The organism is Neobacillus sp. WH10 (genome assembly GCF_030123405.1).
GTDB lineage: Bacteria > Bacillota > Bacilli > Bacillales > Cytobacillaceae > Neobacillus.
Window position 1 is genome coordinate 1,409,864 of record NZ_CP126110.1, and the last position, 13,656, is coordinate 1,423,519.

Genomic DNA, 13,656 nt, shown 5'->3' on the forward strand with positions numbered 1-13,656 from the left:
AAGTGTAAAAAACTTAGTAAAATTAATTATAACAATTACAATCTAAGAATATTTTTTAGAAAGAAGGTGCATGACGATGAATCAATTAAAAGAAGCGTTGGATACCTTAAAGGAAACAGGGGTACGAATTACTCCACAACGTCATGCGATACTTGAATATTTAATAAACTCGATGTCACATCCTACTGCGGATGAAATCTATAAGGCTCTTGAAGGGAAATTCCCTAATATGAGTGTGGCGACAGTTTACAATAATTTACGAGTATTTCGTGAAGTAGGTCTTGTTAAAGAATTAACCTATGGTGATGCATCAGCCCGTTTTGATTTTGTTACCTCACATCATTATCATGTTATTTGTGAAAGATGCGGTAAAATTGTTGATTTTCATTATCCAGGCTTAGATGAAGTGGAGCATCTTGCTTCCCATGTGACAGGCTTTAAAGTTGAAAATCACCGTATGGAAATTTACGGTTCATGTCCGGAATGTACAAGTAAAGAGGTCCATTAATTTTGGTGGATCACAGGCTGATTGGAAAAAACTCTTTTTGTCTGTAAAAAAGAGGGTGACAAAAACCTATATGGCTAAAGGCCATGAGGTTTGGGTCATCCTCTTTTTATTTTCCAGTTTTTTTACTATTATACGATTCGTCAAAATCTTTTCCTTCAAGTTTTGGGTCTAGTGTCAGCGGTTCACTGCAATGCATACACATATCCACCCTGCCGAGCATTTTAGTAGGCTTTCCACAGTTCGGACACTTAACTTGGATCGTTTTAGTTGAAAGCATTCCAATCCAAAAATAAACGGCTGTACTCGCGATAATAAAAATAAGACCAAAAAGCATAAAGATGGTCATAATAATTGGTGAGGTACGAAAATAGATACCTACATACATTACAATAAAACCAATAAAAATTAATGATAATGCAAAAGTACGGATTTTATTTATTTTACTCGAATATTTTGCCATGTTTCTCCCTCCTAGAGAAACTATACCATATTAATGTTCTAAGAAAAACGCTTCGTAAAGAATGTCGAAATTTGTCTACTACGAAAGAAGGAAATTAAGCTTCACTGTCGAACATAATAAGCTAGCTGAATAAAATGGAGGAATGATGAATGGAAGACATCCTTCGGCCTATTTATCAAGAAAGGGCGAGTCAATTAAATACACTTGGAGTGTTATTGGTTGAAAAAAGACAAAAATCAAGTCATATTACAGATTCATTTGATGTAATATTGTTGATCATCGTTAAAGAGTCAGACCAGCCAATATTTATTAAACATTATACGTATAACAATAAAAAGGCTGCTATGCATATCATTGCAGAAACACAGCTGCAGGAATGGTTATTGCTGGGCACGAATCGAAAAATATTTGAATGGATTCATGAAGCTAAAATCCTTTTTGATCGGAATGAATATGTTGCTAATTTAAAAATTGAACTGCGAGAATTTCCTTTTAACGGACGAAAGATCAAAATGGGATTAGAATTTGCAAAATTAATTCGCCGTTATGTTGATGGAAAAGCTCTATTTGAAGGTAAACAATTTTTAGATGCTTATAATCATGTTGTTCATTCCCTACACCATCTTGCAAGATTAGCGGTGATAGAAAACGGCCTCCATCCAGAGCTTACTGTTTGGCATCAAGTAAAGCAAATAGAACCAGAAATCTTTAAATTATATGAAGAACTTGTCAATAGCGAAGAAACACTTGAGAAAAGACTTGAGCTACTGTTTCTTGCAAGCGAGTTTATGATTCATTCCAGGACAAATATCGGTGCTGCACATTTAATGGATGTGTTAAGTCGCAAGGAATATTGGTTGTTTAATGAGATCATGAATGAAATAGAATTAATTCCTTACTCTGTCGATCTATCAGTGCTGCTTGAGTATTTGAATGAAAAACATTTATTAGATGTGGTTAATGTGGAAACAAAGGGGCACGGGGTTTTTCACCGATGTTATCGTGTGAATAAAAAATTATCTTAAAAAAACAATAAAATGTATTGACCTTTTATGATTTACTTGGTATATTAATAACCGTCGCTTCGAAGCGCTCGAATAAAGCTTTCGCGAGTGGCGGTTTTAAAAAAAGATATTGACAACGTAAAAAGCGTTGTGTTATATTAAGAAAGTCGCTTACGACAGACAATGATAATTGTTCTTTGAAAACTAAACAAACAAAAACGTCAACAAACAATAATATTAGTTTCAACTGAAACTAAGCCAACGTTTTATTTTATGAGCTAATCAACTTTCTTGGAGAGTTTGATCCTGGCTCAGGACGAACGCTGGCGGCGTGCCTAATACATGCAAGTCGAGCGAATCAATAGGAGCTTGCTCCTGTTGGTTAGCGGCGGACGGGTGAGTAACACGTGGGCAACCTGCCTGTAAGACTGGGATAACTTCGGGAAACCGGAGCTAATACCGGATAATCCTTTTCCTCACATGAGGAAAAGCTGAAAGTCGGTTTCGGCTGACACTTACAGATGGGCCCGCGGCGCATTAGCTAGTTGGTGAGGTAACGGCTCACCAAGGCGACGATGCGTAGCCGACCTGAGAGGGTGATCGGCCACACTGGGACTGAGACACGGCCCAGACTCCTACGGGAGGCAGCAGTAGGGAATCTTCCACAATGGACGAAAGTCTGATGGAGCAACGCCGCGTGAGCGATGAAGGCCTTCGGGTCGTAAAGCTCTGTTGTTAGGGAAGAACAAGTACCGGAGTAACTGCCGGTACCTTGACGGTACCTAACCAGAAAGCCACGGCTAACTACGTGCCAGCAGCCGCGGTAATACGTAGGTGGCAAGCGTTGTCCGGAATTATTGGGCGTAAAGCGCGCGCAGGCGGTCCTTTAAGTCTGATGTGAAAGCCCACGGCTCAACCGTGGAGGGTCATTGGAAACTGGGGGACTTGAGTGCAGAAGAGGAAAGCGGAATTCCACGTGTAGCGGTGAAATGCGTAGAGATGTGGAGGAACACCAGTGGCGAAGGCGGCTTTCTGGTCTGTAACTGACGCTGAGGCGCGAAAGCGTGGGGAGCAAACAGGATTAGATACCCTGGTAGTCCACGCCGTAAACGATGAGTGCTAAGTGTTAGAGGGTTTCCGCCCTTTAGTGCTGCAGCTAACGCATTAAGCACTCCGCCTGGGGAGTACGGCCGCAAGGCTGAAACTCAAAGGAATTGACGGGGGCCCGCACAAGCGGTGGAGCATGTGGTTTAATTCGAAGCAACGCGAAGAACCTTACCAGGTCTTGACATCCTCTGACAATCCTAGAGATAGGACGTTCCCCTTCGGGGGACAGAGTGACAGGTGGTGCATGGTTGTCGTCAGCTCGTGTCGTGAGATGTTGGGTTAAGTCCCGCAACGAGCGCAACCCTTGATCTTAGTTGCCAGCATTCAGTTGGGCACTCTAAGGTGACTGCCGGTGACAAACCGGAGGAAGGTGGGGATGACGTCAAATCATCATGCCCCTTATGACCTGGGCTACACACGTGCTACAATGGATGGTACAAAGGGCTGCGAAACCGCAAGGTTAAGCCAATCCCATAAAACCATTCTCAGTTCGGATTGTAGGCTGCAACTCGCCTACATGAAGCCGGAATCGCTAGTAATCGCGGATCAGCATGCCGCGGTGAATACGTTCCCGGGCCTTGTACACACCGCCCGTCACACCACGAGAGTTTGTAACACCCGAAGTCGGTGGGGTAACCGTAAGGAGCCAGCCGCCTAAGGTGGGACAGATGATTGGGGTGAAGTCGTAACAAGGTAGCCGTATCGGAAGGTGCGGCTGGATCACCTCCTTTCTAAGGATATAAGCTGGACATATGAGCCAGACAAAATAGTTTGTTTGATTGTTTTCTGTTTGTTTAGTTTTGAGGGAGCAATTTTCTCTCAAAGCTTTTTTTAATCGTTCTTTGAAAACTAGATAATCGTAAGAAGAAGCAAAGTAAACATCGAGTAATCGCCATTTTAGTTTTTCTCTCTAAATTTTAGAGTAAAACCAAGACAAATTAGCAGCGAGAAGGTCGAGGAAGCAAGCGAGCGAAGGCCGGAGCGTACCTAAATGTACGTGAGGACCTGAGTGAGTGCAGCTGACGAAGAGATTCGAAGCTGATCATTTGTCGAATAGGTTAAGTTAGAAAGGGCGCACGGTGAATGCCTTGGCACTAGGAGCCGATGAAGGACGGGACTAACACCGATATGCTTCGGGGAGCTGTAAGTAAGCTTTGATCCGGAGATTTCCGAATGGGGGAACCCACTGTTCGTAATGGAACAGTATCTTTACCTGAATACATAGGGTATTGAAGGCATACCCGGGGAACTGAAACATCTAAGTACCCGGAGGAAGAGAAAGCAAACGCGATTCCCTGAGTAGCGGCGAGCGAAACGGGACATAGCCCAAACCAAGAGGCTTGCCTCTTGGGGTTGTAGGACACTCTACATGGAGTTACAAAGGAACGGGGTAAATGAAGCGACCTGGAAAGGTCCGTCATAGAAGGTAAAAGCCCTGTAGTTGAAACTTCGTTCCCTCCTGAGTGGATCCTGAGTACGGCCGGACACGTGAAATCCGGTCGGAAGCAGGGAGGACCATCTCCCAAGGCTAAATACTCCCTAGTGACCGATAGTGAACCAGTACCGTGAGGGAAAGGTGAAAAGCACCCCGGAAGGGGAGTGAAATAGTTCCTGAAACCGTGTGCCTACAAGTAGTTAGAGCCCGTTTATGGGTGATAGCGTGCCTTTTGTAGAATGAACCGGCGAGTTACGATTACATGCAAGGTTAAGTTGAAGAGACGGAGCCGCAGCGAAAGCGAGTCTGAATAGGGCGAATGAGTATGTGGTCGTAGACCCGAAACCAGGTGATCTACCCATGTCCAGGGTGAAGTCCAGGTAACACTGGATGGAGGCCCGAACCCACGCACGTTGAAAAGTGCGGGGATGAGGTGTGGGTAGCGGAGAAATTCCAATCGAACTTGGAGATAGCTGGTTCTCTCCGAAATAGCTTTAGGGCTAGCCTCACGTAGTTAGAGTCTTGGAGGTAGAGCACTGTTTGGACTAGGGGCCCTCATCGGGTTACCGAATTCAGACAAACTCCGAATGCCAAAGACTTATCCGTGGGAGTCAGACTGCGAGTGATAAGATCCGTAGTCAAAAGGGAAACAGCCCAGACCACCAGCTAAGGTCCCAAAGTATACGTTAAGTGGAAAAGGATGTGGAGTTGCTTAGACAACCAGGATGTTGGCTTAGAAGCAGCCACCATTTAAAGAGTGCGTAATAGCTCACTGGTCGAGTGACTCTGCGCCGAAAATGTACCGGGGCTAAACGTATCACCGAAGCTGTGGATTGACACCGTAGGTGTCAGTGGTAGGAGAGCGTTCTAAGGGCGTTGAAGCTAGACCGTAAGGACTGGTGGAGCGCTTAGAAGTGAGAATGCCGGTATGAGTAGCGAAAGATGAGTGAGAATCTCATCCACCGTATGCCTAAGGTTTCCTGAGGAAGGCTCGTCCGCTCAGGGTTAGTCGGGACCTAAGCCGAGGCCGAAAGGCGTAGGCGATGGACAACAGGTTGATATTCCTGTACCACCTCTTTATCGTTTGAGTGATGGGGGGACGCAGGAGGATAGGGTAAGCGCGCTGTTGGATATGCGCGTCTAAGCAGTTAGGCTGGTAAGTAGGAAAATCCGCTTACCATAAAGGCTGAGCTGTGACAGCGAGGGAAATATAGTACCGAAGTTCCTGATTCCACACTGCCAAGAAAAGCCTCTAGCGAGATAAAAGGTGCCCGTACCGCAAACCGACACAGGTAGGCGAGGAGAGAATCCTAAGGTGAGCGAGAGAACTCTCGTTAAGGAACTCGGCAAAATGACCCCGTAACTTCGGGAGAAGGGGTGCTCTTTGGGGTTCATAGCCTCGAAGAGCCGCAGTGAATAGGCCCAGGCGACTGTTTAGCAAAAACACAGGTCTCTGCGAAGCCGCAAGGCGAAGTATAGGGGCTGACGCCTGCCCGGTGCTGGAAGGTTAAGAGGAGGGGTTAGCGCAAGCGAAGCTCTGAATCGAAGCCCCAGTAAACGGCGGCCGTAACTATAACGGTCCTAAGGTAGCGAAATTCCTTGTCGGGTAAGTTCCGACCCGCACGAAAGGCGTAACGATCTGGGCACTGTCTCAACGAGAGACTCGGTGAAATTATAGTACCTGTGAAGATGCAGGTTACCCGCGACAGGACGGAAAGACCCCGTGGAGCTTTACTGTAGCCTGATATTGAATTTTGGTACAGCTTGTACAGGATAGGTAGGAGCCGTAGAAGCTGGAGCGCTAGCTTCGGTGGAGGCGTCGGTGGGATACTACCCTGGCTGTATTGAAATTCTAACCCGCACCCCTAATCGGGGTGGGAGACAGTGTCAGGTGGGCAGTTTGACTGGGGCGGTCGCCTCCTAAAGAGTAACGGAGGCGCCCAAAGGTTCCCTCAGAATGGTTGGAAATCATTCGTAGAGTGTAAAGGCACAAGGGAGCTTGACTGCGAGACCTACAAGTCGAGCAGGGACGAAAGTCGGGCTTAGTGATCCGGTGGTTCCGCATGGAAGGGCCATCGCTCAACGGATAAAAGCTACCCCGGGGATAACAGGCTTATCTCCCCCAAGAGTCCACATCGACGGGGAGGTTTGGCACCTCGATGTCGGCTCATCGCATCCTGGGGCTGTAGTCGGTCCCAAGGGTTGGGCTGTTCGCCCATTAAAGCGGTACGCGAGCTGGGTTCAGAACGTCGTGAGACAGTTCGGTCCCTATCCGTCGTGGGCGCAGGAAATTTGAGAGGAGCTGTCCTTAGTACGAGAGGACCGGGATGGACGCACCGCTGGTGTACCAGTTGTCTTGCCAAAGGCATCGCTGGGTAGCTATGTGCGGACGGGATAAGTGCTGAAAGCATCTAAGCATGAAGCCCCCCTCAAGATGAGATTTCCCATAGCGTCAAGCTAGTAAGATCCCTGAAAGATGATCAGGTTGATAGGTCAGAGGTGGAAGCATGGCGACATGTGGAGCTGACTGATACTAATCGATCGAGGACTTAACCAAGTCATATTTATATGAATTGCGAACTCGTTTTTACCCAAACTTCTTCTGCATTATCTAGTTTTGAGGGAATGAAAAAAATAAAATTACCTCTTGAAAAATATGAAAAAGACATTATAATAAAATAGTGTCGATTAAATGGTCTGGCAATATTGGCGAGAAGGTCACACCCGTTCCCATACCGAACACGGAAGTTAAGCTTCTCAGCGCCGATGGTAGTTGGGGCTTTGCCCCTGTGAGAGTAGGACGTTGCCAGGCTGTAATATTATTATTCCGCAGTAGCTCAGTGGTAGAGCTATCGGCTGTTAACCGATCGGTCGTAGGTTCGAGTCCTACCTGCGGAGCCATTTTTATGGAGAGCTGTCCGAGTGGCCGAAGGAGCACGATTGGAAATCGTGTAGGCGGGTAACCCTGTCTCAAGGGTTCAAATCCCTTGCTCTCCGCCATAAATTACTTTTTAATATGGCCCCTTGGTCAAGCGGTTAAGACACCGCCCTTTCACGGCGGTAACACGGGTTCGAATCCCGTAGGGGTCACCATTTGGAGGATTAGCTCAGCTGGGAGAGCATCTGCCTTACAAGCAGAGGGTCGGCGGTTCGATCCCGTCATCCTCCACCATATATTTTTATTATCGCGGGGTGGAGCAACGAGCGTTGCTTCGATGAATAATCTGCGAGTTGTATCAATCGAGCTGCTACTTGAATAAGCTTACTGAGATTGATACAGTCCATGGATACCATGTGCATGGATAAAACCTTATATTTCTATTATCGCGGGGTGGAGCAGTCCGGTAGCTCGTCGGGCTCATAACCCGAAGGTCGCAGGTTCAAATCCTGTCCCCGCAATTTGGTCTGGTAGTTCAGTTGGTTAGAATGCCTGCCTGTCACGCAGGAGGTCGCGGGTTCGAGTCCCGTCCAGACCGCCATCTTAAGTGGCTCAGTAGCTCAGTCGGTAGAGCAAAGGACTGAAAATCCTTGTGTCGGCGGTTCGATTCCGTCCTGAGCCACCATTTTATTTATGATTGATTATGCCGGTGTAGCTCAACTGGTAGAGCAACTGAATCGTAATCAGTAGGTTGGGGGTTCAAGTCCTCTCGCCGGCACCATAAGCTGGCAAATGTTTATTATATATGTGGAGGGGTAGCGAAGTGGCTAAACGCGGCGGACTGTAAATCCGCTCCCTCCGGGTTCGGCGGTTCGAATCCGTCCCCCTCCACCATTTATAGGGGTATAGTTTAAAGGTAGAACGAAGGTCTCCAAAACCTTTGGTGTGGGTTCGATTCCTACTACCCCTGCCAATAATATTGCGGCGATTGTGGCGAAGTGGTTAACGCATCGGATTGTGGTTCCGACATTCGTGGGTTCGATTCCCATCAGTCGCCCCATAAAAAATTTATTGGATATTTTAATTTCTCATTGGGCTATAGCCAAGCGGTAAGGCATCGCACTTTGACTGCGACATGCGTTGGTTCAAATCCAGCTAGCCCAGCCATTTTGCGGAAGTAGTTCAGTGGTAGAACACCACCTTGCCAAGGTGGGGGTCGCGGGTTCGAATCCCGTCTTCCGCTCCATAATATACGGCGGCATAGCCAAGTGGTAAGGCAGAGGTCTGCAAAACCTTTACCACCGGTTCGAATCCGGTTGCCGCCTCCATATATTATTTGCCAAGTATGGATAAGAGTAAGTATTTAGACTTCGCCGGGGTGGCGGAACTGGCAGACGCACAGGACTTAAAATCCTGCGGTAGGTGACTACCGTACCGGTTCGATTCCGGTCCTCGGCATTGCTTCAAAAAACATTTTAATACGCCGGTGTGGCGGAATTGGCAGACGCGCACGACTCAAAATCGTGTTCCGTGAGGAGTGTCGGTTCGACCCCGACCACCGGTATCAATTTGTTTGATGAAAAAAGTTTTTCACATTCTTTGTGGAAAACTTTTTTTGTATGTTTCTCTTATGAAGAACAAATCACATTAGAAGAAAAGCAAAAATGTCCTTCATAACCTTAATGAAGGACAAATCACATTAAAAGAACAGCAAAAATGTTGTTCATAACTTCTATGAAGGACAAATCACATTAGAAAAACAGCAAAAATGTCCTTCATCGGCCTTAGGTTGTATAAAATAAAAAAACGGTCACCTGTTACTGATTCTCCCCATATTGTGTAATTCCAAAATGGTCGATGTTAGCATATCCATTATATTTAACATCTAAATCATGAAAATACGATGAACATCAATTAAGAAATCTATATTCTTTGTTTCAGATCCATTTTTCAATAACCCTTGAACATGAATGAAATCTGTTCTTAAGTCTTTATCCTAAACAACATTAATCATTTGATTAAGATCCTTAATGTATTCGTTCTAATGGTATTGGAAGACTATAAAACTCTATTTCTTACTTTTTCCCCAAAACTATTAATTATTCCAATATTCGTGATTACTATAGATGTATGTTCCTATATTTGCTTGATGTATGTATATTTGTTCAATATACTGAACCAGCAGTTCTCTAGATATCATTATGCTATTGTTGACATAAATAACAGCAAAACCAAATACGATACCTAAAATAACAGAATAAAGATATTGATCGCTTTTCGATTAAAAGGGATCACCACATTAGAGATAAATTTATTATTTTAAATATTCATTAGTTAATTTTCAAAAAAATACATTTGTTTGCTGATATTTATAATCCTTCGTTTTGGAGGGGAATCGACAAATTTTGCAAAAACTACTTGACGCATTAAAAAATAGTGTGTAATATTGTAAAGGTCAGTTCGCTTATGAAATGTCCTATATAAAAATATGCGGGTGTAGTTTACTGGTAAAACCTCAGCCTTCCAAGCTGATGTAGTGGGTTCGATTCCCATCACCCGCTCCATACATATTAACTAACGCAGTGTATCGTTACATAAGAGAACGATGCATTGCGTTTTTTTCATTTTATCAAAAAAAGAGATACCTTATTGGCCGCAAAGAATTCTGAAGGAAGCTTCTCCTCCATGAATTTGGGTAAACATGTCCATTAATGATTTAGTGAGCTTTTCTGCGTTTTTATTATCGGTTGATGGACGCAAATAGATAATTTGTATGGCATCTTTTGTATCATATGTTACGAGGGTTCTTTCCGAATCGACAAAAGGACTTCCAAAAGGCCCTCCTTGATCTGAAGACAGAATTAACCGTTCCAAGGAATTTTTCCTCCCGTTTAGTCCTAAGTATTCGTCACCTTTTTTACCAATCCGTATTTCAATTGACCCTTGTAACAGATCAATGTCATATATTCCGATTGGAACTTGATATTGCAGCGAGAAGAAATTATTGATATCAATGGCACTTTGAACAGAAGAAAGATAGTTTTGCTTTTGTACTCTTCTAAATAAGCTTTCCGCAGAATGGCGATAGCGGTTTGGATCCTTACCGGTCTTTTTAAAAATGTTTCGCCATTCCTGTATTCCTGGAAGGCTAGTTACATTGTTTTTTTCTAAATCAAAATAAATGGACTCTTGGAAAAGACGCAGTCTGCCCTTTAACATTTGTGGAGAATCACCAACCGTAATATTCCTGTATTCAATTACCCCTAGTTTAAAACCGGGAATTTGTTCCAAGATTTCAGATGATAGCTTAATTTCCAACGTTTCCACCTCCAAAATTCATTGAAAATAGTTTATCATAAATAGATGTGCTACTAAAAATTTAACAACTTAAATAGATGAAATATATTGGAAAGGGGTGGAATATAATGGATGTTATTAAATTGAAAAAAGAACTCATTGCGTATAGTAAAGAAATCGGAATCCAAAAAATCGGTTTTACGACCGCAGATCCATTTACTGAATTGAAAAACCGTTTAATTAAACAACAGGAACTTGGCTTTCAATCAGGATTTGAGGAGCCCAATATCGAGAAAAGAGTTACCCCTTCTTTACTACTTGAAGAGCCCCGTTCAATTATTTCTATTGCCCTAGCCTATCCATCAAAAATGAAGGAACGTGTGGAAAGTAGGAAGGGTGAGAGAAGAGGGATTTTCAGCAGGGCATCCTGGGGGCTTGACTATCATCATATTCTTCGTGATAAGTTGAAAAAGCTGGAGGGATTCATCATAGCCAAGGTGCCAGATGCCATGTTAAAATCAATGGTTGATACTGGAGAGCTTTCAGATCGTGCAGTTGCAGAAAGAGCTGGTATTGGCTGGAGCGGAAAGAACTGTGCGATTATTACCCCGGAATATGGCTCATACGTGTATATAGGTGAAATGATTACAAGTATCCCTTTTGAACCAGACACACCAATAGAAGATCAATGCGGCTCCTGCACAAAGTGTTTAGAAGCCTGCCCTACTGGAGCTTTAGTCCAAGGAGGGCAGATTAATGCCCAGCACTGCATTTCTTTTTTAACGCAGACAAAAGGGCTTATTCCTGATGAATTTCGAGAAAAGATTGGAAATCGCATTTATGGCTGTGATTCATGTCAAACGGCTTGTCCGTATAATAAAGGGAGAAACTTTCATTTTCACGAAGAAATGGAACCGGATCCTAATGTGGCAAAACCATTATTAAAACCTATTTTAAAATTAAGCAACCGTGAATTTAAAAATAAGTTCGGAGATGCAGCAGGATCATGGAGGGGAAAGAAACCAATTCAGCGAAATGCAATGATTGCACTGGCCCATTTTAAAGATGATTCGGCAATAATTGATTTGATTGATGTATTGGAAAATGAAGCAAGTCCTGTACTAAGAGGAACGGCTGCCTGGGCTCTTGGAAAAATTGGTGGTAATTTTGCATTTTCAGCGTTATTAAAGGCAAAAGAAGATGAAACGGATTCCGAAGTTCATAAAGAAATCGATAAAGCCTTGAGCTTTAATAAATGAGAGAAGAGCAAACCTTATTGGTTTTGCTCTTTTATATATTAAATTCCTCTTTCCCTCATATGTATAAAAAGAGAGGGGGGAAGACAGAATGCGTGAATTGCTCCAAGACCTATTTGAAAAAAGGCTCGATTTATTTTTATCCCAAAAAAGAAGCAACAAACTATTTTTCCCAAAGGCTGAAAGGAAACAAGCAGCATTTGCAAAAAGGTCTGCTGAAATTGTAAAAATTAATGCCTCGGGTAAAATCATCGAGGAAGCTGTAGACGAGGAATTTCAAACCTTAAAATACCATGCTCATTATCAGTATTTAATTAAACAAAAGGATCTCCTTTATATAGAAGAAGAACTGGAAGAAAGAATTGCTAAGTTTTACAATGGTGCTTTAGTTACGGATGAGGAAGTTAAAGTGCCGATCCATCCTCAAGAACCAACTAAAAAACAAATAAAGCTGGAATTGGATGAACAGGCTGTCAGGCTAAACTATGAATATAATCGCCTAAAGGCTGTCCAATATGCTGAGCGCTGGTGGAATACTTATAATCCTGCCTTTCAAAAATTTGAAAATAATTGTACGAACTATATTTCTCAATGTCTTAGGGCAGGTGAAGCACCAATGAGGGGACATCCGAACCGCGGAATTGGATGGTGGTACCAACATTCAAATTGGAGCTATAGCTGGGTAGTGGCGCATTCACTAAAGAACTATTTAGGGAATTCTAATAACGGACTTAGGGCAAGGGAAGTCAGCAGCCCTGACCAGCTGATTTTAGGAGATGTAATTTGCTATGACTTTGAAGGAGACGGAAGGTTCAATCATAATACGATTGTTACCGGTAAGGATGCGCATGGGATGCCTTTAGTGAATGCCAATACCTACAACAGCCGAATGCGGTATTGGGCTTACGAGGATTCCTCAGCATATACTCCGAAGATTAAATATAAGTTTTATTCGATCATCGATGAATAAGGATTCTCCTTGGCCGTTAGGAAAGTATACCTTTCCTAAATGGCATAAGTGCAACTACGCCTTTGTCTTCGCCTAACGGCTCGCCACTCGGCGAGTTTTCTTTAAATGGATATATGAAAGTGGTATAATTGCATGTAGAGTTTTTATTCGAGGTGAAATTCATGTCCATTCATGTAGTCTTATATCAACCACAAATACCTTCTAATACAGGGAACATTGCCCGAACTTGTGCAGGAACGGATACCGTTTTACATTTAATCCGTCCGTTAGGTTTTTCTACAGACGACAAGATGTTAAAGAGAGCAGGCTTGGACTATTGGGAACATGTAAATATTTCCTACTATGATTCTTTAGAAGAGTTTTATGAAAAAAATGCCGGCGGTGAGTTTTTTTATTTAACGAAATTCGGGGAAAAGCCGCATAGTTCTTTTAATTACAGCGATTTAAACAAAGAGTATTATTTTATTTTTGGCAGGGAAACAACGGGACTCCCAAAAGATGTAATCGAAAAAAACAAGGAAAGAGCATTAAGGATCCCGATGAATGAAAATGTCCGATCTTTAAACCTGTCAAATACCGCTGCCATTCTTATCTATGAAGCGCTGCGCCAACAAAACTATCCAAAGCTACTCAAGAAAGGGCCTAAACATTAGGCCCTTTTTTATTGTATTTTTGGTAAAACTCCGATTCTTAAATCCCTTCCATTGCTACTTCCTGCATATGCCTTTTTTATTTAATAGA

General features: G+C 43.3%; 7 protein-coding genes, 17 tRNA genes and 3 rRNA genes. 25 read left to right on the top strand and 2 right to left on the bottom strand.

Going from position 1 to position 13,656, the window contains the following annotated elements:
* Positions 1-70 precede the first annotated feature (70 nt).
* Positions 71-508 (top strand): peroxide-responsive transcriptional repressor PerR, encoded by a 438-nt coding sequence (perR, locus tag QNH20_RS06520; protein ID WP_283922102.1) that lies wholly within the window; start codon positions 71-73, stop codon positions 506-508.
* Positions 509-614: 106 nt separating this feature from the next.
* Here perR and QNH20_RS06525 read toward each other — a convergent pair whose 3' ends face one another.
* Positions 615-968, bottom strand: coding sequence for a YgzB family protein (locus tag QNH20_RS06525; RefSeq protein WP_283922103.1), 354 nt, complete (start codon positions 966-968; stop codon positions 615-617).
* A 149-nt stretch (positions 969-1,117) separates the two neighbouring features.
* On the opposite strand from QNH20_RS06525, the gene QNH20_RS06530 reads away from it, so the two are divergent.
* From QNH20_RS06530 to QNH20_RS06630, 21 genes are all read left to right on the top strand, one after another.
* Entirely contained in the window at positions 1,118-1,993 is an 876-nt protein-coding gene (locus QNH20_RS06530; RefSeq protein WP_283922104.1) for a nucleotidyltransferase-like protein, read from the top strand.
* Between the two features lie 267 nt (positions 1,994-2,260).
* Positions 2,261-3,810, top strand: a 16S ribosomal RNA gene (locus QNH20_RS06535).
* Between the two features lie 325 nt (positions 3,811-4,135).
* Positions 4,136-7,071 (top strand): 23S ribosomal RNA (locus QNH20_RS06540).
* Positions 7,072-7,210: 139 nt separating this feature from the next.
* Positions 7,211-7,326: ribosomal RNA gene (gene rrf / locus QNH20_RS06545) — 5S ribosomal RNA — on the top strand.
* Together the 16S, 23S and 5S rRNA genes with 16 tRNA genes alongside form the textbook arrangement of a ribosomal RNA operon.
* A gap of 14 nt (positions 7,327-7,340) precedes the next feature.
* Positions 7,341-7,415 (top strand) — tRNA-Asn (locus QNH20_RS06550).
* Positions 7,416-7,422: 7 nt separating this feature from the next.
* Positions 7,423-7,514, top strand: a tRNA-Ser gene (locus QNH20_RS06555).
* A gap of 18 nt (positions 7,515-7,532) precedes the next feature.
* Positions 7,533-7,607, top strand: a tRNA-Glu gene (locus tag QNH20_RS06560).
* 3 nt (positions 7,608-7,610) lie between these two features.
* Positions 7,611-7,686, top strand: a tRNA-Val gene (locus QNH20_RS06565).
* Between the two features lie 153 nt (positions 7,687-7,839).
* Positions 7,840-7,913 (top strand) — tRNA-Met (locus QNH20_RS06570).
* A 3-nt stretch (positions 7,914-7,916) separates the two neighbouring features.
* Positions 7,917-7,993 (top strand) — tRNA-Asp (locus QNH20_RS06575).
* Positions 7,994-8,001: 8 nt separating this feature from the next.
* Positions 8,002-8,077: transfer RNA gene (locus tag QNH20_RS06580), tRNA-Phe, on the top strand.
* A gap of 20 nt (positions 8,078-8,097) precedes the next feature.
* Positions 8,098-8,173 (top strand) — tRNA-Thr (locus tag QNH20_RS06585).
* Positions 8,174-8,201: 28 nt separating this feature from the next.
* Positions 8,202-8,286 (top strand) — tRNA-Tyr (locus QNH20_RS06590).
* Between the two features lie 5 nt (positions 8,287-8,291).
* Positions 8,292-8,365 (top strand) — tRNA-Trp (locus tag QNH20_RS06595).
* 11 nt (positions 8,366-8,376) lie between these two features.
* A tRNA-His gene (locus QNH20_RS06600) sits at positions 8,377-8,452 on the top strand.
* A 32-nt stretch (positions 8,453-8,484) separates the two neighbouring features.
* Positions 8,485-8,559, top strand: a tRNA-Gln gene (locus QNH20_RS06605).
* Between the two features lie 4 nt (positions 8,560-8,563).
* Positions 8,564-8,638, top strand: a tRNA-Gly gene (locus tag QNH20_RS06610).
* 8 nt (positions 8,639-8,646) lie between these two features.
* A tRNA-Cys gene (locus QNH20_RS06615) sits at positions 8,647-8,720 on the top strand.
* A 44-nt stretch (positions 8,721-8,764) separates the two neighbouring features.
* Positions 8,765-8,850, top strand: a tRNA-Leu gene (locus tag QNH20_RS06620).
* Between the two features lie 24 nt (positions 8,851-8,874).
* A tRNA-Leu gene (locus QNH20_RS06625) sits at positions 8,875-8,956 on the top strand.
* 926 nt (positions 8,957-9,882) lie between these two features.
* Positions 9,883-9,956 (top strand) — tRNA-Gly (locus tag QNH20_RS06630).
* An 82-nt stretch (positions 9,957-10,038) separates the two neighbouring features.
* Here QNH20_RS06630 and QNH20_RS06635 read toward each other — a convergent pair.
* The gene (locus QNH20_RS06635) at positions 10,039-10,710 is read right to left on the bottom strand and encodes a B3/B4 domain-containing protein (RefSeq protein ID WP_283922105.1); all 672 of its coding nucleotides are present in this window, start codon (positions 10,708-10,710) and stop codon (positions 10,039-10,041) included.
* A 107-nt stretch (positions 10,711-10,817) separates the two neighbouring features.
* Here QNH20_RS06635 and queG point away from each other — a divergent pair, with 107 nt between their 5' ends.
* From queG to trmL, 3 genes are all read left to right on the top strand, one after another.
* Positions 10,818-11,948 carry a tRNA epoxyqueuosine(34) reductase QueG gene (gene queG, locus QNH20_RS06640; protein ID WP_283922106.1) on the top strand — a complete coding sequence of 377 codons (1,131 nt, stop codon included), beginning with the start codon at positions 10,818-10,820 and terminating at the stop codon, positions 11,946-11,948.
* Between the two features lie 88 nt (positions 11,949-12,036).
* Positions 12,037-12,915, top strand: coding sequence for an amidase domain-containing protein (locus QNH20_RS06645; RefSeq protein WP_283922107.1), 879 nt, complete (start codon positions 12,037-12,039; stop codon positions 12,913-12,915).
* Between the two features lie 161 nt (positions 12,916-13,076).
* Positions 13,077-13,568, top strand: coding sequence for a tRNA (uridine(34)/cytosine(34)/5-carboxymethylaminomethyluridine(34)-2'-O)-methyltransferase TrmL (trmL, locus tag QNH20_RS06650; RefSeq protein WP_283922108.1), 492 nt, complete (start codon positions 13,077-13,079; stop codon positions 13,566-13,568).
* Positions 13,569-13,656: the final 88 nt, after the last annotated feature.

Excerpts from the sequence above, each read along its gene's own strand:
- QNH20_RS06645 (WP_283922107.1), top strand. The coding sequence starts at position 12,037 with ATGCGTGAATTGCTCCAAGACCTATTTGAAAAAAGGCTCGATTTATTT.
- queG (WP_283922106.1), top strand. The coding sequence starts at position 10,818 with ATGGATGTTATTAAATTGAAAAAAGAACTCATTGCGTATAGTAAAGAA.
- QNH20_RS06530 (WP_283922104.1), top strand. The coding sequence starts at position 1,118 with ATGGAAGACATCCTTCGGCCTATTTATCAAGAAAGGGCGAGTCAATTA.
- QNH20_RS06525 (WP_283922103.1), bottom strand. The coding sequence starts at position 968 with ATGGCAAAATATTCGAGTAAAATAAATAAAATCCGTACTTTTGCATTA.
- perR (WP_283922102.1), top strand. The coding sequence starts at position 71 with ATGACGATGAATCAATTAAAAGAAGCGTTGGATACCTTAAAGGAAACA.
- trmL (WP_283922108.1), top strand. The coding sequence starts at position 13,077 with ATGTCCATTCATGTAGTCTTATATCAACCACAAATACCTTCTAATACA.